Genomic DNA, 19,250 nt, shown 5'->3' on the forward strand with positions numbered 1-19,250 from the left:
AACGCAGATAGATTTTCAACGCCCTGTTAAGCGGCAATCCCTTGGAGTGAAGGCAGCTCAGCCTTCGGGGCGGAACAGCTTGCGTGCGTTCAGCGGCCCTTTAGAGATGGTCAGCAGCCAGCTGGCCCAGCACAGCATACCCTGCGGTGCATTACGACGAATGCGGTGATAACCCTGCCAGTTGCCTACCATCAGCCAGGACATGGCCAGCGCAGTGCCATAAGGACCGGTCAGACCATCATGCATGCTGTCCAGAGCAAGCACACAGGTAACGACCAGAACAAGAACGGTGAGGCTGAGAGCGGTAGGCTTATACATGACGTGTTACGGACCTGCGGGGTTGAATCAAGGGAGTGCCTATTGTAACGGCATCGACATAAAAGCGAAGGGGCTTTTGGTTGAATTTTGTACAATTTGAGTGCTGTTTTGTCCTGTACGACCCGAGCCGGTTCGCCGCACGTTCCCGGTGCGTTCAGCGTTGCCATGGCCGCTGCTCCAGCGCCTGCTGCACGATGCTCACGCCGCGATCAATCTCATCCTCACGATAACCGGCATAGCCCATGACCAGCCCGCGGGCAGGGCTCTGCAGGCAGTGGGCACTGAGGGCGCGGCAACCTACTCCCTGCGTCATCAGATACTGGCTCAGGGCGCTGTCATCGACCTCCGGCAGGCGCTGGCACAGATGCATGCCCGCTTCCGGTAAGCGACAACGCTGCTCACTGCCGACCAGCGGCAGCAGGCGCTGCCACAGATAATCACGCCGGGCGGCATAGAGCTGGCGCATCTTGCGGATATGGCCAAGCAGGTTGCCGGAAGCAATAAAGCGCGCCGCCGCGGCCTGAGTATGCAACGGCGCGTGATAGTCCACCAGTGAACGGTAGCGACAGAAGCTGTCGACCAGATGCTCGGGCAATACCAGATAACCCAGCCGCAATGACGGGAACATCACCTTGGCCAGCGTGCCGATATACAGCACCCGGCCGCTCGGGTCGAGGCCCTGCATGGCGGCCAGCGGACGGCCCTCGTAGCGGTATTCGGAGTCGTAGTCATCCTCCAGAATCCAGCAGTTCCACTGCCGGGCCAGATCGATCAGTGCCAGCCGTCGTGCCAGAGGCAGGGTGCCGCCGGTGGGATACTGGTGCGAGGGGGTCAGGTAGATCAGCCGCGGTGCCGCCGCCTGAGCATCAGGAATCAGCCCTTCGTCATCCACCGCCATGGGCTGCAGCTGCACATCGGCGGCGATAAACCCGCCACGGGCGCCGATATAGCCAGGGTCTTCCACCCACACCCGGTCACCGGGTTCCAGACACAGTCGTGCCACCAGCTCAATGCCCTGCTGGGCGCCACTGGTCACCACCACCTGCGCTGCATCACAACGCACGCCGCGGGATTCGCGCAGATAGTCGGCCAGCGCCTGACGCAGGGACAGATAGCCCTGCGGCTGGCCGTAATTGGCCAGCCGTCGCGGCGCGCGGCGAATATCCTGATTGAGCAGGCGGCGCCATTCGGTCCAGGGAAAGGTGTCCAGTTCGGGGATGCCGGGCGCCAGAATCAGCTGCGAGTTACCACCCCCGCGTCCCAGCTGGCTCAGACGCTGGCCGCGTTGCGACAGACCGGGCAGGGTGGCCTTGCTGTCCAGCACGGTGCTGCTCTGCTGCAGGCTGTCGCTGGCCAGTGAGTTGACGAAGGTGCCGGCACCGGTGGCACCGCGGATATAGCCCTCGGCCAGCAGCTGTTCGTAAGCCTGCATAACCGTATTGCGGCTGATCTGCAGCTGGCTGGCGAGATGGCGTGAGCTGGGCAGACGGCTGTCGGCGGGCAGCTGGCCATCCAGAATGCGCTGCCGGATGGCCTGATACAGCTGGCGGAAGCGCGGCACATCGCCATCAGTCAGGGCAGGCAGCATACCTTGCAGATCGAGCATAGGGACTCCGGAGCCGTTACCGGCGGTCATCGACGAATTGGCTCCATCATATTGAAAAAAGTGGACCTTTATCAGGGCCAATTTAAACGAGAAAGTAGGGCCATTGCTGCCGGGGCGTAAACCCGCTCCCGGCGCTGGTGTGCAAAGGAGTGGCTGCGTTGCTCTGGCATGTGGCCGCCCTTTGACTTGATCTGTCCCGATACCGGCTTTCAGGAGACTGCCATGTCACTCAGCCCCCGTACCCGCCTGCGGCGCCTGCCCAAGCGTTCTGTCGAAGAGCGTGAGCAGGCCTACGCCATTATCGACGAATGCCTGATCTGCCACGTGGCCGGTTTCAATGGTGAGCACGCCACGGTGCTGCCCACTGCACACTGGCGCATGGGGGATTACGTCTATCTGCACGGACATGGCAAGAATGGCCTGCTGCGTCAGCTGCTGGACGGGCAGGAGGCCAGCCTGTGCTTCACTCTGATCGACGGTCTGGTGCTGGCTAAGTCAGCCTTTCACCACTCGATGAACTATCGCTCGGTGGTGATGTTCGGCAAGGCCGAGGAGGTGACCGGCGCGCACAAGGCGGAAAGCCTGGATGCCTTTGTCGACAAGGTCGCCCCCGGGCGGGCCGCCCAGGCCCGTCCCGGTAACGAGATCGAGCTGAAGGCGACGCTGGTGCTGCGCATCCCCCTCACCGACTGGTCGTGCAAGGTCCGGGTCGGGCCTTCCTCTGATGATGCAGAAGATCTGCCACTGCTGGTGTGGAGCGGAGTGATTCCGCTGTCACTGCAGGCCGGTGCACCGTTACCTGATTATGCCGATGGTCCGCTGCCGCAGTTACCGGCAGGGATTGTCACCACGGCTGTTACCACTGTTGTTAGCACGCCCGTCGGGGAGGTTTGAGAATGAGTTTTACTGTGCAGTTATGGCAGCCGGAAGCCGCGGATGAGCCGTTGCTGGCCGCGCTGTTCAACGTCTTTCAGGTGCTGCGCCCGCATCTTGATCTGCAGGAGTTCAGCCAGCGTGCCTGTCGTCAGGCGGCTGAAGGCTATCGCATCGCCTATATTGAGGAAGACGGACAGGTACTGGCGGTAGCCGGGTTCCGGGTCGTGCACTTTCTGGCCTGGGGCCGGGTGCTTTATCTGGATGATCTGGTCACCGACCCGGGCCAGAAGCGCCGTGGTCTGGCAGGTGCGCTGATGGACTGGCTGAAGCAGCATGCGGCGGTGCAGGGCTGTGCCGAGCTGCATCTCGACAGCGGCTACCAGCGCCACGATGCCCATCGTCTGTATCTGAATCAGGGCATGGTGATGAACTGCCACCACTTTGCTGTGCCGGTCAAAGCCTGACCGTCGTTAACGATCCTGCGAGCCACAGAGACTGCCATGTACCTACCCAAGCATTTTGACCAGTCCGACCCCCAGCAACTGCAGCAGGTCATGCAGGATTTCCCGCTGGCTAACCTGATTACGCTTGGCCCGCAGGGCTTGCTGGCCAATCCGTTACCGTTGCTGTGGCTGCCTGACGCCGGGGGTGCGGGCCGCCTGCAGGGGCATGTGGCACGGGCCAACCCGATGTGGCATGACAGTGATCTGAGTGTCGAGGCACTGGCGCTGTTCAGTGCCGGTGATGCCTATATTTCACCGGGCTGGTATCCGAGCAAGCAGCAGCACGGCAAGGCGGTGCCGACCTGGAACTACATCACCGTGCAGGCCCGCGGCACGCTGCGCATCATCGATGATTGCGACTGGCTGCGGGATCTGGTCGGCCGTCTGACGGATCAGCATGAGCAGGGGCGGCAGACACCCTGGCAGGTCAGTGATGCCCCGGCGGACTATATTGATGCCATGCTCAGGGCCATCGTCGGTATCGAGATTGAGGTGCGCGAACTGACTGGCAAGTGGAAAGTCAGCCAGAATCAGCAGGCGGCCAACCGTCAGGGCGTGATTGATGGTCTGCAGCAGCAGGGCGATGCGGCCAGCATGAACATGGCGGAGCAGGTGCGGGCAGCCAGTGCCTGACCCCGCTCGCGGCGTGCCATCAACGCTCTGCCAGCAGCAGGTCGGCTGCCGCAACGGTAGATTGCATGCAAAATGGTCGACTTGGCTGCGGCTGGCAGGTTTAATAGTGCCGGTTTTGCCCGGCCCGCTGGTCGCGACAAGCCGGATAATCACCCTTATGCCCGCCCAATCTGCACGAGTTCGCCATGGCCACGCCGATTCCTCCCGCCATTCGTCAGCCCCTTGATCGCACCGCCGTCAGCGTTATGGTGGTGCTCTGTACCATCTGGGCCTCCCAGACCATCATGATCAAGCTGGCGTCGCCCGATATGGGCAATGTGGCTCAGGTGGGGATTCGCTCCGTCGGTGCCACCCTGCTGCTGTGGTGCTATGCACTGTGGTCGGGCGACCGGCTGTGGCAGAAGGATGGCAGCCTGCGCCCCGGTCTGCTGGCGGGCTTTCTGTTTGCCATGGAGTTCGTCTGCGTCACCTTTGGCCTGATGCTGACCTCCGCCACCCATGTGGCGGTCTTTCTCTATACGGCACCCTTATTCTCCGCACTGGGGCTGCATTTTCTGGTGCCCGGTGAGCAGCTCAGCCGTCGTCAGTGGGTGGGTATGGGGCTGGCGTTCGCCGGTCTGGCGCTGGCCATGTCCGATGGTTTTCTGGCCCAGCAGGGCATTGACTGGCAGATGTTTGCCGGGGATCTGATCGGGCTGGCGGGGGGGGCGTTCTGGGGAGTCACTACGGTCGCTATCCGCGCCTCTGCGCTGTCGGAAGTGTCGCCGGTGAAGACGCTGATGTACGAGCTGGGGTTCACCGGTGCCCTGCTGACACCCATGGCCTGGCTGCTGGGCGAGTTCGACAGCTTCCATTTCACCCTGACCTCCAGCCTCAGTCTGGCGTATCAGACCACTATCCTGTGCTCGGCCAGCTATTTGGGCTGGCTGATCCTGCTGCGACGTTATCTGGCCACGCGGCTGGCGGTGTTCTCGTTTCTCACCCCGATCATCGCGGCGGTATTCGGCTGGCTGATTCTGGGCGATGCCATTTCTCATTCATTTATCGGTGGGGGTGTGCTGGTGATGCTGGGCATCATGGTGGTTAACCGGCGCTGATGCGCTGTGCTTTGTGACAAGCTCATCCCATTCCTGCCAGAAGCGCAGCCATAAAGACGCCTCGTCACTGTCCAGCGGCAGCTTGTCCGGGCTGTCCAGATAATACTGCCGTATCTGGGCGGCCAGGGTCAGGACGGCGCTGTGCCAGTCGGCACGGGCGATGAGGATCTGCTGATCGGCGACGGTCAGCTCAATCAGGGCATCGGCCAGATGCCTGATCCATATTTCCACGCCGCCACCGCAGCCCTGTATGTCAATGCACGGCTGGTCGGCAAAGCTCAGCAGATCGAAGCCGCAACAGGGAATCAGCTCGTTATAGGGCGCCAGCGGTTGCTGACGGCTGTGATCCCGCCCGAGACTGCGCAGCAGGTGCAGGCCTGCGGCACTGAGGGTCCAGGAGCCCTGTGACGGGTGCAGCAAGGTGATGTTTCCGACCTGCAGATGCAGTGCGCCGTGCAGGCAGTAGTCGCTGCTGGCATCGCCCATCCAGTGCAGATCAGAGGCCTGTAACAGCAGGGTCGCGGGGGTGGTCATGGTGCTCGCCTGTCCATGGTGAGATGTGAGATGAAGGCCACAGCAGGGCGCTGCGATGATGGCATCGCAGCGCCCTGACCGCGTGTTCACGATCCGGTGTTACTGGAACGCCGTCTCGACAAAGCTGCGCAGTTTTCTGGAATGCAGGCGCTCGGGTGGCATGGCGCGCAGTCGCTCCATGGCCAGCATGCCGATCTCCAGATGCTGGCTGACCTGACGACGATAGAAGTCGCTGGCCATACCGGGCAGTTTCAGCTCGCCGTGCAGCGGCTTGTCGGACACGCACAGCAGGGTGCCGTAAGGGACGCGGAAGCGGAAACCGTTGGCAGCAATGGTGGCCGATTCCATATCCAGCGCGATGGCGCGGGACTGGGAGAAACGCTCCACCGGTTCGCGGTGATCGCGCAGTTCCCAGTTACGGTTGTCGATGGTGGCGACAGTACCGGTGCGCATGATCTTTTTCAGATCCCAGCCGTCCAGTCCGGTGATGTCTTCCACCGCCTGCTCCAGCGCCACCTGTACTTCTGCCAGCGGCGGGATCGGCACCCAGGTCGGCAGGTCGGCATCCAGCACGTGATCTTCGCGCACATAGCCGTGGGCCAGCACGTAGTCCCCGAGTTTCTGGGTATTGCGCAGACCGGCGCAGTGGCCAAGCATCAGCCAGGCGTGAGGGCGCAGCACGGCAATATGGTCGGTGATGGTCTTGGCGTTGGACGGGCCGACACCGATATTGACCAGCGTGATACCGGAGTTGTCCTTGCGCACCAGATGGTAGGCGGGCATCTGCGGCTGCCGGGCCGGAGCACTGCCCTCACGGGGAGTGCTGTCACCGGAGTAGGTGACCAGATTGCCCGGTTCGATAAAGGCCACGTAGTCACTGTTGCCATCCGCCATCATCTGCCGTGCCTTGGCAGCGAACTCATCGACGTAGAAGGCGTAGTTGGTAAACAGCACATAGTTCTGGAAATGCTGCGGACGGGTGGCGGTGTAGTGCTGCAGACGATAGAGCGAATAGTCCACCCGCGGGCCGGTAAAGGGGGCCAGCGGCATGGGTGCACCGGGATGCAGCTCCACCGTACCGTTGACGATGGCATCGTCCATGATGGCCAGATCCGGCACGTCGAAGATGTCACGCAGGGCCTTGGGCAGATTTTCCACCGCTTCGCCATCAACATAGGCGGTTTCATCAAAGGCAAAGTGCAGGGCAATCGGCACATCACTTTCGCCGATTTCCACCTCGGTATCGTGGTTATGGATCAGCAGGGACAGTTGCTCCCTGAGATAGCTGCGATACAGGGACGGGCGGGAAATGGTGGTGGTGTAGATGCCGGGGCCGGGGACATAACCGTAGGCCAGACGTGAATCAATCGCGGTGTGGCTGGTGCTGACAAAACGGATCATCGGATAGCAGGCGCGTACCCGGCCGTCGGGTATCTGACCATTGACCACCGCCTCAAAACGCTGGCGCAGCCAGGCGGTGTTGCGGTCATAGATGTGCTCCAGGCGGGCAACGGCGCTGGCGGCATCCCGGAAGGATTCAAAGCCGATGGAGTCGGGGCTTTCGATGCTGGGGAAGATATCTGCCATGTTCGTTCCTTGGGTATGCGGGTGATACGTTGCAGCAAAGAGACGCTGTCGCTGTCCTCAGTGTGGCCTGTGACGAGCGATTTGGCTATGGTGAGGCAGGATTATGACAGTGCGCCTGACGGCGCCGGAGGAGCACCACCATGCTGCGGGTAGACCGGGCAACCCATCAGGACGTCCCCGTACTCTGTGAGCTGCTGGCACAGCTGTTCAGTCAGGAGCTGGAGTTTCAGCCCGACCGCGAGGCGCAACGCCGTGGCCTGCTGCAGATTCTCGACAATCCCGGCTGCGGACTGATTCTGGTGCTGCGCCTGCAGCGGGCGGAGGAATCGGAGCAACTGGAACAACCGAAGCAGCCGGAACAGGTGATCGGCATGGTCAACCTGCTGTTCACCATCAGTACGGCGCTGGGAGAACGGGTGGCGCTGCTGGAAGACATGATCATCGACCGTCATCATCGCCAGCAGGGGGCCGGAGCGCAGCTGCTGGAGGCCGCCATCAGCCAGGCCCAGCAAGCGGGCTGCCGGCGGATCACCCTGCTGACGGATGAGGATAACCTCAAGGCGCAACAGTTCTACGGCCGTCAGGGTTTCACGGTGTCCACCATGAAACCGATGCGGCGGATGCTGTGACAGGCCGCTGAAAGCCTGTCTGCGTTGCCGGATACACAACAATAAACGTCAAACACGGCAGAGCACTGCTCTGGCATAGGGACATCATGCATCTCGACCCTCTCTCCCTGCGGCTGTTCATCGCCGTCATCGAAGAAGGCACCATCGCCCAGGCCGCGCAGCGCTGTCATATTGCGGCCTCCGCCGTCAGTAAGCGGCTGAGCGAGCTGGAAGACAGCCTGCAGACCAGTCTGCTGGAGCGCACCAACAAGGGCGTGGCGCCGACCGCGGCCGGAATCGAGCTGCTGCAGCTGGCGCGCAGTGCCCTGAATGAGCTGGAGCAGGTCAATGTGCGGATGCGCGACTTTGCCAGCGGTCTGCGTGATCATGTGCGGGTGTTTGCCAATATCTCCGCCATTACCCAGTTTCTGCCGCGGGAAATCAGTACCTTCCTTGCCAGCTATCCGCAGGTGCAGGTGCATCTGGAAGAGAAGATCAGCGCCCACGTCACTCAGGCGGTGGCGGAGAACGCCGCCGACATCGGCATCATCGCCCGCGGTCTCTATGGGCAGGCGCTGGAGAAATTCCCTTATCACAGCGATGAGCTGATCGTGATCACCCCCAGCCAGCACCCTCTCAGCCAGCGACAGCAGGTGACCTTTGCCGAGCTGCTGGACTACGACTTTGTCGGCCTGCACACCGGCAGCGCCATCAATATGCAGCTGCAGAAGGCCGCCAGTGCGCTGGAGCGACAGATCAAGCTGCGCATGCAGGTCACCAGTTTTGATGCCCTGTGTCTGATGGTCGAGGCGGGGCTGGGTATCGGCATTCTGCCCAAGGCGGTAGCACGTCCTTATCGCGCCACGCTCGGTATCCACGGGCTGGAGCTGAAGGAGCCGTGGGCGGCACGGGAGCTGCTGATCTGCGTGCGCTCCTATCAGGCCCTGCCACGGGCGGCACGTCTGCTGGTCGATCATCTGCGCCAGCTGTAGCGGCGGGGCGCTGCACCTGCCGTAGTAGCACATCGTAAATCTTTCGGTTGGTGTGGCGGGGCATCCGCCCCCATTAATCGGAGTGAATACCGACTCTTTCCTTTCTTCGATCTGAGGGCTGGCTGTGCGCTCACGTTTCCCCGTTTTGCTGACCATTCTCGGTCTGTTGCACCTTTATCTGGGCTGGCGTCTGTGTGACGGCCTGCAGCTGGGCGCGTCCGGCTCGCTGCTGGTGGGGCTGGCGTTACTGGCCTCCTGGGTGCTGATGCCACTCAGTGTGTTTGTGCGTGGCCTGCCTCCGCAGTGGTCGGACCGCATTGCCTGGGCAGGTTATGTGTTTATGGGCCTGTTCTCCTCGCTGATGATTCTGACCCTGCTGCGTGATCTGCTGCTGGGCGCCATGGCGCTGCTGTCGACGGTGACGCCGTCCTTCAGCTTTGCCTCGGCACTGACGGTCGTGGTGCTGGCGGCGTTGGTGACACTGGTGGGCTTTATCAACGCCCGGCGGCTGGCACAGGTGGTGAGGGTGGATGTGCCGCTGGCCGATCTGCCTGCTGAGCTGGAAGGCTTCACCATCGCCCAGATCAGCGATATCCATGTCGGGCCGACCATCAAGAAGGCCTATCTGCAGGCCATCGTCGAGCGGGTCAACAGTCTGGAGGCCGATCTGGTCGCGGTGACCGGGGATATCGTCGATGGCAGCGTCGCCCATCTGGCCGGGCATACGGCACCGCTGGCCGGTTTACGTGGCCGTCACGGGGTTTATCTGGTGACCGGTAACCACGAATACTACTCCGGCGCGCCGGCCTGGGTGGAGGAGTTCCGCCGTCTCGGCCTGAAGGTGCTGCTGAATGAACACGAGGTGCTGGACCATCAGGGCGCCAGTCTGCTGGTGGCCGGGGTGACGGATTACAGTGCCGGGCACTTTGATCAGGCTCACAGCAGTGACCCGCACCGGGCAGTGGCCGGAGCGCCGGACCATGCCACTACGCGGGTATTGCTGGCCCATCAGCCGCGCACGGCGACGGCCGCGGCCGAAGCGGGCTTTGATCTGCAGCTGTCCGGCCATACCCACGGTGGGCAGTTCTGGCCGTGGAACCTGTTTGTGCCCATGCAGCAGCCCTTTGTGGCCGGTCTGAACCGCTGGCAGGATCTGTGGGTCTACACCAGTCGCGGCACCGGTTACTGGGGGCCACCCAAACGCTTTGGTGCGCCCTCTGAAATCACCCTGATCCGCTTAACCCGCCGTTGATTCATCTCGGGCCTGGCATAGCGGGTCAGGTGAGCGTGCGTAAGTGCTCTGGTTGTTGGGGCTTCGGTGAAAAGCTCCTTTACCCCCCTACCTGAATGCTTTAAGTTAACCGCCGCAATATAAGGGTACGCTCCGGGAAATCAGTAGCACCGACATAATGATGACCGTGACCCCCACCGACGATGACAACAACGTCATGGCGCGGTTGGTGTACGGGGACAGCGGCCTCAAAGGCCAGCAGATGTCATCAGGCCCCATGGCTGCCTGATGATGCTGAACGAGAAGGCGCCTACGGGAGCCTTTTCACTTTCGCCTGAACCCTCTTTCGCATAAGGACATCCCCATTTCAGGGGGCGGCTCGGTAACCTGCTGCGTTCCTCCTTTATCGGTACCTTTATTGGCCTGCTGCCCGGTATCGGTGGCAGCGCCGCATCGGTGCTGGCCTATACCCAGCAGAAAAACCTGTCGAAGCATCCTGAGCAGATGGGCAAGGGTGCGGTGGAAGGTCTGGTGGCGTCAGCGTCAGCCAACAATGGCCTGACCGGCGGTGCGCTGATTCCGCTGCTGGCGCTGGGGATTCCCGGTGACAGCACCACCGCGGTGCTGATCGGTGCCTTTCCCCTGCAGGGCATTCAGGTTGGTCCGCTGTTTATCCAGGACAACATGAACACCTGGAACGCTATGATCATCGCGTTGTTCTTCGCCAACTTCGTCATGTACTTCTTCATGTTCTACGCCATCTGCTATATCGCCAAGGTGGCGTTGGTGCCCAAGTACTACCTGTTCCCCATCATCATCGTCATGTGTGTGGTCGGCGCCTACGCCATTATGTTCGATGTCTGGACCCTGCTGATCTTCGGACTGCTGGGCTATCTCGGCAGCAAGGTAGGGCTGGAAGTGGCGCCCTTCGTCATCGGCTTCATCCTGGGCGCATCGGCGGAAGCGTACTTCGTCAAGAGTCTGGAATCCTTCGGCAACCTCAGCATCTTCTTCACCAACAGCCCGATTGCTGTGTTCATCTGGGTGCTGATGCTGGCCTCCGTTGGATTCTCCATCAAAAGCTGCAGCCGACCCGGCTGCTGCGATCTGACGACGGTGCCCAGCCACTGAAAGTGGTGGACCCGGCAGCGCTGGAGCATACCGCCATCCTCGATGCCATCCGTGCCAGAGATACCGAAGGTGCCCGCAAGGCAATGCACAGTCACCTCTACCGCGCCTATCGCCTCTACGAACAGTATCGCTGCAGCCAGCAAGGCTGAGCGGTACAGGCTCAGAAACTGAACAGGTTCCTGCGCGGTGAATTTACCGCTGCACAGATAGCTTTTTACAACGTCTGAAATACTGCTGGCGATGCCGGTCGGGTGCACTCCGACCGGCCTCACGCAGCGGCACTGGCACGCCCAGTCAAGCGCAAGGCCGGTCGCATTCTCTGCAATGGCTATCCGACCGGTGTTGAAGTCTGTCATGCCATGGTGCACGGCGGGCCATTCCCAGCCACGTCTGACAGTCGCACGACTTCCGTGGGCAGTGCCGCCATCCTGCGCTTGCTGCGCCCGGTCTGTTATCAGGATCTGCCACAGGGTCTGCTGCCCGAAGCGCTGCAGGACGGCAATCCGCTGGCGCTGCGCCGGCTGCTGGACGGCGTCAGCAGCTGATTCAGCTGCCGGTTGCGGTGCTCCTGCGTGGGGGCGCCGCTGCGATCTGGCCGGCCACCTGTCCCATGGAACAGCTTGTTGGGCGGTGGCGGGAGGCTTAAGGTGTGCGCGGTCAGAGTAGTTCTGATCCTCACATCTAGCAGTTGTACTCGGTCCGGGACCGAGTACTTTTTTCCGGCGGTTAGCCGCCCCTTATTCCTGAATACTTACCCTTCGTTCCTTTCTTGCCTGTCTGCTGCCTGTCAGGGCTGGAACTGACCGATAAAAATGGTCGGGTCTACCCGTGTGCCGTTGAGGCTGACGTTCCAGTGCAGATGCGGTCCGGTCGCCCGGCCAGTCTGGCCCACATTGCCTATCACCGCGTGACGCTTCAGTTCGTCACCGACTCTGACCTTGATCTGCGACATATGGCAGAACATGGAGATCAGCCCCTGACCGTGATCGACAAACACGGTTTGACCATTGAAGAAGTAATCCCCCACCAGAATGACGCGCCCGGCTGCCGGGGTCTGGATCGGCGTGCCTGCAGCGGCGGCGAAGTCGAGGCCGGAATGCGGGGCGCGTTCTTCCTTGTTGAAGAAGCGACGCAGGCCGAAGGGGCTGGACAGCGGCGCGGTGACGGGCCGGTCGAACAGCAGATTGCTGGGCTGGCGCAGGGTGAAGGTGGCGTAGGCGGCATTCTGCTCGGCCAGTTCGCGATCAATGCGCTTGAGATCTTCCGCCAGCGGGTTGACCTGACGTTTGTTTTTCAGGGTGATGTGCTGTTCGCGGTACTGACGGGTACCGACGTCGAAGCGGGCCTCACGGCTGCCGAAAGCATCACGGACTTTCAGGGTCTGGCTGCCCTGGGCGGTTTTCAGTGGAATCCCCACGATGGCGATCCAGTGCTGCTTGTTTTCACGCACGACCAGCACCGGCTTGTCCTGATAGAACGCCTGTGGGGCGGCATCGTTGTCGCCCAGATCGACCACCGCCACGCCACCGGGCACGGGATGATTCAGCAGGTTGGTGATAAATCCGGCGCCATGAGCGGAGAAGCTCAGGGCAAAACACAGCAGCAGGAACAGCGGGCGTAACATGGGAGAGGTCCTCGGCAGACAATCCGACGGGCGGTTGCCTGCGAGGATACTCAATGCATCCGGGCCTGTTAACGCTGGCGGAGGCACGCAGGGCGGGTCAGTCGCTTCAGTGTGTTACCACGGCCTGACCGTTATCTGACCGTTATCTGACCGTTATCTGACAGAGCGCTGCAGCGGGGTTACTGGCCGAGCTTTTTCAGCTTGTCGGCAATTTCCTGACGGCGGCCCTGATCAGCAAGCTCACGGCCGGGGCGATCCGGTGCTTTCAGCGCCTTTTCAAAGTACTTGCGAGCTTCTTCTTTCTTGCCCTGATCCAGCATGTAGTCGGCATAGAAGTAGTTGGGGTCGATGCCGCTCGGGTTGCGTTTCAGTGCTTCCTGCAGGTAGACCGCCGCCTTCTTGCTGTTGCCAAAACCGATGGGCCAGCCGGGCACCTGATAGTAGAGGCTGCCGAGGGTGGTGAAGGCGGAGCCGTCCAGGGTGTCAGGATCATGAGCGATCACATCCTCCAGAATGGCTTTGGCATCCTTGACCAGACCCAGAGCGCCGAGACCGCCTTTGGCGCCGGCATAGGTCGACAGGGAAATGGCTTCCCATACCTTGATTTCAGCGCTGTCAGGATACTGACCGGCAAACTGTCTGGCTTCGTCACTGACTTTGGCCAGCGCGCTCTCGCGGTCTTTACCCTGATGCTGGTAGTTGGCCATTGCCCAGTCCTGCTGCAGGGTATGCAGGGCGGTATCGGCAGGGGCGTCGGCCAGTGCCAGACCGCTGCCCAGCAGGGTGCTGAGGACCAGAGCCTTGAGCAGAGTGGGGGCAGTTTTCATAGGGAGTGTCTCCACGCGTAAAGCGGTTATTGTAATGAGGTTCGGTGTCATCTCAGCGTGACTGGCGGCTGGCCAGCTGGCGGATGGTGGCCAGCTGCTTGTGCAGGGCATTGCCAACCACCGCAGGCAGAATGCTGTTGATGCGGGCGAACCATTTTTCCGGCGAGCCGAGCAGCACTTCGCTGCGCTGGCTGTTGACGGCCGCGATCACCTGTTCAGCCACCCACTGCGGGCTGTCCATCTGGCTGCCGGTTTCCTGCAGCAGGGCCACCGCGTTGGGGTTGTTCAGCGGGGTATCAATGGCACGCGGGCCGACATAGAGCACGCGGGCGCCGCTGCCGCGCAGTTCGCGTCCCAGTGCCTGAGAGAAACCGCGCAGGCCGAACTTGCTGGTGCAATAGGTGACATAACCGGGGTGGCCGATGCTGCCGAAGATGGAGCCGATATTGACGATCAGACCGTCGGGGTGCGCCAGATGCTCCAGCAGGGCACGACTGAGCAGCATGGGGCTGAGCAGGTTGAGCTGGACGATGGCCTGAATTTCACTGGCGCTCTGTTCCTGATACAGGGCAAGGCTGCCCATCCCGGCGTTATTGATCAGGATGTCCAGCGCTTCATTGTCCAGTTGCTGCTGCAACCAGGCAGGGGTGGCCGGATCGGCCAGATCGCAGGCCAGCGCGGTGAAGCGCTGCCGGGGGTACTGCTGGCGCAGCTGTTCGGCCAGCGCATCGAGTCTGGCCTGATCGCGGGCGCACAGCCACACATCACAGCCTGCCGCTGCCAGCTGGTGGGCCAGTGCCTGACCGAGGCCACCACTGGCGCCGGTGAGCAGCACATGTTTGTCAGCCAGAGAGTAACTCATTGCACTTGTCCTTAATGAGCATGGGTGGGCAGCGGCAGTGAGCGCAGCATGTCACCGTAAAGACGGAAAACCATATTGGCGGCCTTGATGATCGCCTGCTGATCGGCGGCATCATCAATGCCATCCATCAGCTTCTGAAAAAACTGGTAGTGCTCCTGATCCAGCGCGCCATGGCTGCTGAGATAGGAGGTGGCTGCCGCCGGCAGCTGCAGATGCGCCCTGACCAGCTCGGCCATGCTGCTGCCCAGCTGTACGCTGGTACCTTCCAGCACATGCACCATGCCAAACAGCGCCAGCGGGTTATGACGCTGAATCTGGTCGTAGAGATAGGCCACCATCAGCTCAATGCTGATGCAGGGTGGCTCGATGGTGTCGGCAGTGGCGTTTTGCGGCTGACCCTGACTGGCGTGCACGGCGGAGATGTCGCTGAGAATCCACTCCTCGTGGCCGATTTCCTCGTCAATGTATTCAGCGATAGCCTTGCGCAGCTGCCCCGCCTGCATCGGCAGGGCGGCGCCGCAGGCCATCAGCAGCGGTGCGGTGTGGCGCACGTGATGGAAGGCCTGGGTCAGGAACGCCAGATAAGTGGCGTGGTCAACCTGCCCCTGCTGGGCGGCCGCAATGACGGGGGCCGTCAGCAGATACTGTCTGCCTGCGGCGGTTTGCTGTACCAGATGCTGGTAGAAGCTCATGGAGTCATCCTCAGGTAAGAACGTGCTGACGAGAGCACAAGCACGTGCCGAAACAATGGGTTAATGCGTCACAGCGGAAGTTTCTGACGCGCTGAACTGCTCATAGAGCGCGTCAATCTCGGCGGCAAAGTGAGCGCCGATCAGCTGGCGCCGTGGCCGACCATTGGCCGTCAGCAGGCCGTTGTCACTGCTGAGCGGCTGCTCCAGCGCCAGCCAGGCGTGGATACGGGCGTAGTCCGGCAGGCGCTGATTGACGGCTGCCAGCTGGGCATCCACCTGCTGGCGGGTGCCGCGTGGTGTGATCAGCGCGACATTGAACGGGCGCCCATCACCCATCAGCACCAGCTGGGCAATGGCCGGGGCCGTCTGCGCTTCGGCTTCGATCCATTCCGGTGAAAAGTTGCGGCCAAAGCTGTTGATAAAGACGTGCTTGCAGCGGCCGGAAATGGTCAGGTAACCCTCCTCATCCAGCTGACCCAGATCGCCGGTGGCTAACCAGCCGTCATCGCTGGTCCCGGCACTGGCAGTGTGGTCCGCCGTGGTTGCGTTTTGATGATCAGCCCGGTTGTCGTGCAGATAACCGGGGAAACGCTGGCCTTTGACCAGCACTTCGCCCTGCTCGCTGATTCGCACCTGCAGATGGCCGAGTGGCTTACCCACTGTGCCGATCTTTTCCGCGCCGGGCAGATTGAGCGCCACCACCGAGGCGCATTCCGACAGGCCATAGCCTTCAAATACCGGCAGACCCAGGGTACGCGCCTGTTGCAGCAGCAGCGGGGCGACCTTGCCACCGCCCACCGGCATGAAACGCACGCTGGCAGGCAGCTGCTGCCCGGCGGCCAGCAGGCCCAGTGCCAGTTGCAGCATCTGCGGCAGTAACAGCAGGCTGTCGGGCTGATAGCGATGCAGGGCGGTCAGCCACAGGTCGGGCTGCAGACCGCTGGAGCCGGTAAATCCCAGCTGCTGGCAGGGCACCAGAGTCAGTCTGGCGCCAAGATAAAGGGGCAGATCGACCCCGGCGATATTTTCCAGCAATACCGCCAGCGGCAGCTGACACAGATGATGCTGCAGTTGCAGCGGGCGTACGGCATCGGCCAGCGCCAACACCACGGCATCAAGCAGGCTGTCGGTCAGGCACACGCCTTTGGGGTTGCCGGTGGTGCCGGAGGTGTAGGTGATCTTGACCGTACCGGCAGGCAGCCGGGCCGGAGTGGCCGGTGCCAGCTTCCATGCCTGCAGTTGTTGCAGCGGGCAGGTGATGGCTTCGGCAGGCATTAACGGCTGCGGGCTGAGCAGCAGATCGGCGCCGCTGTCGTGCAGCACATGCAGCAGCTGACGCGGTGAAAAGAACGGCGGCAGTGGGATCAGCACCACCCCGGCCAGACGGCAGGCGAGGTCGACCACCACCCATTCCGGCCGGTTGTCGGCCAGCAGGGCAAGGCGCTGGACCGACTGCTGACGCAGCCAGTCGGCGCAGGACTGCACCTGTCTGGCCAGTTCGGCGCGGGTCAGTTGCCCACCGGGGCTGTCGATGCAGATCTGGTCGGCGTGTTCCTGATTGCTGTACAGCAGGTGGCGGAGCACCAGACTCATAGCAGTTCTCCGGGCTGAGAGGCGGAGGAATAAAAGAAGTCAGTGAGACATGGCATGGCGGTCAGCCTTCCATCGGCAGCGCTATGCCGCCACAGCGTTGTGGCCAGGGCAGATCGAGCAGCTGGCGCGATAGCAGGGGCGACTGGCTGAGGCTGTCGTAACCGAGGTTGATGGAACCGGCCATGACCTGCGGACGGTTGTCGTAATAGCTGCCCCAGTCGTGGCGCGCATGGCCCAGACGCTCAGGGTCGGCCTCTGCCAGACGCAGTGGCGACAGGCCCAGACGGCGAAAACCGTTGTACAGCTGCGGGGTGCCGGTGAACACCACGTAGCGCCAGCCCAGATGGTGCAGCTGACGGGTAATCAGCAGGATCAGCCAGCGGCCACCACCGGCCACCAGCGTGGCCAGATTGCCGACTTCCACTACATCCTCGCGCCGCACGGGCTGTTGCAGTGCCGCCGACAAAGCCTGTTCGATGGGCTCATCCAGATACTGTTCAAGAAACAGCGGCTGGCGCCCCGCCCCGTGAATGCCGACTGCCGCCTGCAGCTGGCCGTCGATATGCAGACCAAACAGCACAGGCAGGAAGTGACGGACAGTGGCGCGATGCTCATCGCGGTAACGGCGGGCAATAAAGTCCTGCAGCAAGGGGTAGCCGCAGTCGCCCGAGTGGCACTCATCAATACGCAGGGTGGAAGGGATCGCCATATTGCAGGCCTCCAGACTGAATTGCAGTCAGGCTAGGCAGGCAACCTTAAGGCAGGCTTAAGCAGAGATGATGGCGCGCAGGATATTTTCCCGAACAGGACCGCAGTGATGCAGCGGCAATTCGCTTTAATCTAAGTTTATCTCTTTTATTTCAATTATTTATGTCATCTTTGGGCGATTCGGGAGTGTGTTCTGGTTGCCGTGATCAAGGTGTATTGATGCCTAAAACATGATCTGGAACAGGTTTTTGCAACGCCGCGCCGAGCTTAAGTTTCCCTTAAGTTTCGCTGCCTAACCTGCCTTTCGTCAGCGCAACCCATCTGTTCAACTTGCGCTGCCGCACCTCGCTGAGGTGCCTCTACCCATCGTTGTTCAACATTCACGGCGTAGCCAGGGCGATACCCATGCTGTATTGCTGGCCACGTTACCCAAGGAGAGAGTCGATGCAACTGATCAAACGTGTAGCTGCCGTCGCGGCATTGTCTGTACTGGCTGGTGTGGCCATGGCTGATCCGCAGTGCACCAAGGCACCGCAGGACAAATGGATGGACCAGGCGGTCGCCAAGCAGAAGATCGAGGATATGGGCTACAAGATCAAAACCTTCAAGGTCACCAAGACCCACTGCTACGAAATCTATGGTCATGACGCAGCAGGCAAGAAGGTAGAGATCTACTTCAATCCGGAAAACCTCGACAAAGTCAAAGAGGAAGACTAAGCCATGCAGCAGCGTTGGGTCTGGGACCCCTTTATCCGCCTGTTTCACTGGAGCCTGGTGACCGGCATCGTGCTGAACAGCTTTGTGCTGGAAGAGGGTGAGCAGGCCCATCGCTGGGTCGGTTATACCCTTGCCACACTGATCGCACTGCGGGTGGTGTGGGGCTTTATCGGCAGTCATCACGCCCGTTTCAAACATTTTGTCCCCACGCCCACCGAGTTTCGTGCCTATATGGCGGAGTTGCGGCAGGGGCGGCATCCTCACTATGAGGGCCATAACCCGGCAGGCGGTGCGATGATCATCGTGCTGCTGACCACCGTGGCGCTGATCGCGCTGACGGGCTGGATGCAGGAAACCGATCAGTTCTGGGGAGTGGAGTGGGTGCAGAACACTCATGAGGTGCTCGCCAACGGTTTGCTGGCGCTGGTCGCCGTGCATGTTTGTGCGGTGCTCTGGGCCAGCCGCAAGACCGGTGAGAACCTGATCAAGGCGATGATTACCGGGAAAAAATCCGGCTCCGGAGAAGGGGCTCTGGATTAAAAAGAACAGGGGGCCTGCAGAGCACGGCGTTGGTGGGTGGCAATGTGAAAGGCCGTTGCCCTCTTCAACCTAACAGGTCGTTGAAAATCTATCTGCGTTGCCGAATACCGCGTCAAAAACAGGCTCACAGCCAAAGGCTGAACGTGCTTTAGCACGGCCCCGAAGGGGCGAGCGGAGCGAGTCAAATGCTCATTTAGTGCACTAAACTCCGCTTTTTCGCCTGTTTCTTGTGCCCTCGGGGTATTTCCTTGTCTCGGCTGCCTCGATGACGTTTTTCAACAGCCTGCTAAGATCTGCAGATCCTGATGTGCGACAGGCCGATAGCAGCACAGCGCTGTTATCGGCCTTGTTTTTTATGTGCAAAGCACCTTGAACAGTGGGTTCAGTCGTGGGTTTATGGATTAGCTGGGCTAATCAGTGAGAGGGTGTTGCCCAGTTCCTGATAATCAATGAACAGAGGTCAGCGCTGTCGTGGCAGATCAGCTGCCTGTGCGGGCCAGAACAGGCGGTGATCGTCGTGGAACAGGCGGGAGAAAATCAGCGTTTACGCCGGGTCAACCTGTGTGCTGCT

20 protein-coding genes and 2 pseudogenes are annotated in these 19,250 nt (G+C 61.3%); 12 read left to right on the top strand and 10 right to left on the bottom strand.

The window, feature by feature from the left end; genetic code table 11:
- Positions 1–57 precede the first annotated feature (57 nt).
- Positions 58–318: a hypothetical protein gene (locus tag WH50_RS13815; protein ID WP_104152721.1), complete on the bottom strand. Its 261-nt coding sequence runs from the start codon at positions 316–318 to the stop codon at positions 58–60.
- A gap of 154 nt (positions 319–472) precedes the next feature.
- Complete coding sequence (pdxR, locus tag WH50_RS13820; protein ID WP_165838426.1) at positions 473–1,924, bottom strand: MocR-like pyridoxine biosynthesis transcription factor PdxR; 1,452 nt, start codon at positions 1,922–1,924, stop codon at positions 473–475.
- A gap of 222 nt (positions 1,925–2,146) precedes the next feature.
- Here pdxR and WH50_RS13825 point away from each other — a divergent pair, with 222 nt between their 5' ends.
- From WH50_RS13825 to WH50_RS13840, 4 genes are all read left to right on the top strand, one after another.
- Complete coding sequence (locus tag WH50_RS13825; RefSeq protein ID WP_207780307.1) at positions 2,147–2,818, top strand: pyridoxamine 5'-phosphate oxidase family protein; 672 nt, start codon at positions 2,147–2,149, stop codon at positions 2,816–2,818.
- Between the two features lie 2 nt (positions 2,819–2,820).
- Positions 2,821–3,264 (top strand): GNAT family N-acetyltransferase, encoded by a 444-nt coding sequence (locus tag WH50_RS13830; protein ID WP_110187837.1) that lies wholly within the window; start codon positions 2,821–2,823, stop codon positions 3,262–3,264.
- 36 nt (positions 3,265–3,300) lie between these two features.
- Positions 3,301–3,936 (top strand): FMN-binding negative transcriptional regulator, encoded by a 636-nt coding sequence (locus tag WH50_RS13835; protein ID WP_110187838.1) that lies wholly within the window; start codon positions 3,301–3,303, stop codon positions 3,934–3,936.
- A gap of 185 nt (positions 3,937–4,121) precedes the next feature.
- Positions 4,122–5,033, top strand: a complete 912-nt coding sequence (locus WH50_RS13840) for a DMT family transporter (RefSeq protein ID WP_104152716.1) — start codon at positions 4,122–4,124, stop codon at positions 5,031–5,033.
- On the opposite strand, the gene WH50_RS13845 is transcribed toward WH50_RS13840, so the two are convergent.
- Positions 4,974–5,567 (bottom strand): hypothetical protein, encoded by a 594-nt coding sequence (locus tag WH50_RS13845; RefSeq protein ID WP_110187839.1) that lies wholly within the window; start codon positions 5,565–5,567, stop codon positions 4,974–4,976. The two genes, WH50_RS13840 and WH50_RS13845, sit on opposite strands and share 60 nt — an antisense overlap.
- Before the next feature lie 99 nt (positions 5,568–5,666).
- Entirely contained in the window at positions 5,667–7,154 is a 1,488-nt protein-coding gene (locus tag WH50_RS13850; RefSeq protein WP_110187840.1) for an AMP nucleosidase, read from the bottom strand.
- 140 nt (positions 7,155–7,294) lie between these two features.
- Between WH50_RS13850 and WH50_RS13855 the strand changes: the two genes are divergently transcribed.
- From WH50_RS13855 to WH50_RS13880, 6 genes and pseudogenes are all read left to right on the top strand, one after another.
- Positions 7,295–7,783: a GNAT family N-acetyltransferase gene (locus WH50_RS13855; RefSeq protein ID WP_207780308.1), complete on the top strand. Its 489-nt coding sequence runs from the start codon at positions 7,295–7,297 to the stop codon at positions 7,781–7,783.
- An 86-nt stretch (positions 7,784–7,869) separates the two neighbouring features.
- Positions 7,870–8,754, top strand: a complete 885-nt coding sequence (locus WH50_RS13860) for a LysR family transcriptional regulator (protein WP_110187841.1) — start codon at positions 7,870–7,872, stop codon at positions 8,752–8,754.
- Positions 8,755–8,878: 124 nt separating this feature from the next.
- Entirely contained in the window at positions 8,879–10,006 is a 1,128-nt protein-coding gene (locus tag WH50_RS13865; protein ID WP_207780309.1) for a metallophosphoesterase, read from the top strand.
- Between the two features lie 357 nt (positions 10,007–10,363).
- Positions 10,364–11,116: pseudogene (locus WH50_RS13870) on the top strand (tripartite tricarboxylate transporter permease); the annotation flags it as partial.
- A 2-nt stretch (positions 11,117–11,118) separates the two neighbouring features.
- Positions 11,119–11,265, top strand: a complete 147-nt coding sequence (locus WH50_RS26350) for an FCD domain-containing protein (protein ID WP_165838425.1) — start codon at positions 11,119–11,121, stop codon at positions 11,263–11,265.
- A gap of 147 nt (positions 11,266–11,412) precedes the next feature.
- A pseudogene (locus WH50_RS13880) lies at positions 11,413–11,661 on the top strand (aldehyde dehydrogenase (NADP(+))); the annotation flags it as partial.
- Positions 11,662–11,903: 242 nt separating this feature from the next.
- On the opposite strand, the gene WH50_RS13885 reads toward WH50_RS13880, so the two are convergent.
- The 6 genes from WH50_RS13885 to WH50_RS13910 all read right to left on the bottom strand — a co-directional run bounded on the left by WH50_RS13885 (position 11,904) and on the right by WH50_RS13910 (position 17,423).
- Positions 11,904–12,740: a peptidoglycan DD-metalloendopeptidase family protein gene (locus WH50_RS13885; protein ID WP_110187843.1), complete on the bottom strand. Its 837-nt coding sequence runs from the start codon at positions 12,738–12,740 to the stop codon at positions 11,904–11,906.
- A 179-nt stretch (positions 12,741–12,919) separates the two neighbouring features.
- A complete protein-coding gene (locus WH50_RS13890) occupies positions 12,920–13,567 on the bottom strand; it encodes a tetratricopeptide repeat protein (RefSeq protein WP_110187844.1) in 648 nt (215 codons plus the stop codon).
- A 52-nt stretch (positions 13,568–13,619) separates the two neighbouring features.
- On the bottom strand, positions 13,620–14,429 hold the full coding sequence (locus WH50_RS13895) for an SDR family oxidoreductase (RefSeq protein ID WP_110187845.1): 810 nt from the start codon (positions 14,427–14,429) through the stop codon (positions 13,620–13,622).
- Positions 14,430–14,440: 11 nt separating this feature from the next.
- The gene (locus tag WH50_RS13900) at positions 14,441–15,121 is read right to left on the bottom strand and encodes an iron-containing redox enzyme family protein (protein ID WP_110187846.1); all 681 of its coding nucleotides are present in this window, start codon (positions 15,119–15,121) and stop codon (positions 14,441–14,443) included.
- Between the two features lie 60 nt (positions 15,122–15,181).
- The gene (locus WH50_RS13905; protein ID WP_110187847.1) at positions 15,182–16,714 is read right to left on the bottom strand and encodes an AMP-binding protein; all 1,533 of its coding nucleotides are present in this window, start codon (positions 16,712–16,714) and stop codon (positions 15,182–15,184) included.
- 61 nt (positions 16,715–16,775) lie between these two features.
- The gene (locus tag WH50_RS13910; protein ID WP_110187848.1) at positions 16,776–17,423 is read right to left on the bottom strand and encodes a thermostable hemolysin; all 648 of its coding nucleotides are present in this window, start codon (positions 17,421–17,423) and stop codon (positions 16,776–16,778) included.
- Positions 17,424–17,866: 443 nt separating this feature from the next.
- Between WH50_RS13910 and WH50_RS13915 the strand changes: the two genes are divergently transcribed.
- A complete protein-coding gene (locus WH50_RS13915) occupies positions 17,867–18,139 on the top strand; it encodes a PepSY domain-containing protein (protein ID WP_165838427.1) in 273 nt (90 codons plus the stop codon).
- 3 nt (positions 18,140–18,142) lie between these two features.
- A complete protein-coding gene (locus WH50_RS13920; RefSeq protein WP_110187850.1) occupies positions 18,143–18,679 on the top strand; it encodes a cytochrome b/b6 domain-containing protein in 537 nt (178 codons plus the stop codon).
- Positions 18,680–19,250 lie beyond the last annotated feature (571 nt).

This window comes from Pokkaliibacter plantistimulans, from assembly GCF_003194385.1.
In the GTDB taxonomy this organism is placed as follows: Bacteria; Pseudomonadota; Gammaproteobacteria; order Pseudomonadales; family Balneatricaceae; genus Pokkaliibacter; species Pokkaliibacter plantistimulans.

Excerpts from the sequence above, each read along its gene's own strand:
- WH50_RS13815 (WP_104152721.1), bottom strand. The coding sequence starts at position 318 with ATGTATAAGCCTACCGCTCTCAGCCTCACCGTTCTTGTTCTGGTCGTT.
- pdxR (WP_165838426.1), bottom strand. The coding sequence starts at position 1,924 with ATGCTCGATCTGCAAGGTATGCTGCCTGCCCTGACTGATGGCGATGTG.
- WH50_RS13825 (WP_207780307.1), top strand. The coding sequence starts at position 2,147 with ATGTCACTCAGCCCCCGTACCCGCCTGCGGCGCCTGCCCAAGCGTTCT.
- WH50_RS13830 (WP_110187837.1), top strand. The coding sequence starts at position 2,821 with ATGAGTTTTACTGTGCAGTTATGGCAGCCGGAAGCCGCGGATGAGCCG.
- WH50_RS13835 (WP_110187838.1), top strand. The coding sequence starts at position 3,301 with ATGTACCTACCCAAGCATTTTGACCAGTCCGACCCCCAGCAACTGCAG.
- WH50_RS13840 (WP_104152716.1), top strand. The coding sequence starts at position 4,122 with ATGGCCACGCCGATTCCTCCCGCCATTCGTCAGCCCCTTGATCGCACC.
- WH50_RS13845 (WP_110187839.1), bottom strand. The coding sequence starts at position 5,567 with ATGACCACCCCCGCGACCCTGCTGTTACAGGCCTCTGATCTGCACTGG.
- WH50_RS13850 (WP_110187840.1), bottom strand. The coding sequence starts at position 7,154 with ATGGCAGATATCTTCCCCAGCATCGAAAGCCCCGACTCCATCGGCTTT.
- WH50_RS13855 (WP_207780308.1), top strand. The coding sequence starts at position 7,295 with ATGCTGCGGGTAGACCGGGCAACCCATCAGGACGTCCCCGTACTCTGT.
- WH50_RS13860 (WP_110187841.1), top strand. The coding sequence starts at position 7,870 with ATGCATCTCGACCCTCTCTCCCTGCGGCTGTTCATCGCCGTCATCGAA.
- WH50_RS13885 (WP_110187843.1), bottom strand. The coding sequence starts at position 12,740 with ATGTTACGCCCGCTGTTCCTGCTGCTGTGTTTTGCCCTGAGCTTCTCC.
- WH50_RS13890 (WP_110187844.1), bottom strand. The coding sequence starts at position 13,567 with ATGAAAACTGCCCCCACTCTGCTCAAGGCTCTGGTCCTCAGCACCCTG.
- WH50_RS13895 (WP_110187845.1), bottom strand. The coding sequence starts at position 14,429 with ATGAGTTACTCTCTGGCTGACAAACATGTGCTGCTCACCGGCGCCAGT.
- WH50_RS13900 (WP_110187846.1), bottom strand. The coding sequence starts at position 15,121 with ATGAGCTTCTACCAGCATCTGGTACAGCAAACCGCCGCAGGCAGACAG.
- WH50_RS13905 (WP_110187847.1), bottom strand. The coding sequence starts at position 16,714 with ATGAGTCTGGTGCTCCGCCACCTGCTGTACAGCAATCAGGAACACGCC.
- WH50_RS13910 (WP_110187848.1), bottom strand. The coding sequence starts at position 17,423 with ATGGCGATCCCTTCCACCCTGCGTATTGATGAGTGCCACTCGGGCGAC.
- WH50_RS13915 (WP_165838427.1), top strand. The coding sequence starts at position 17,867 with ATGCAACTGATCAAACGTGTAGCTGCCGTCGCGGCATTGTCTGTACTG.
- WH50_RS13920 (WP_110187850.1), top strand. The coding sequence starts at position 18,143 with ATGCAGCAGCGTTGGGTCTGGGACCCCTTTATCCGCCTGTTTCACTGG.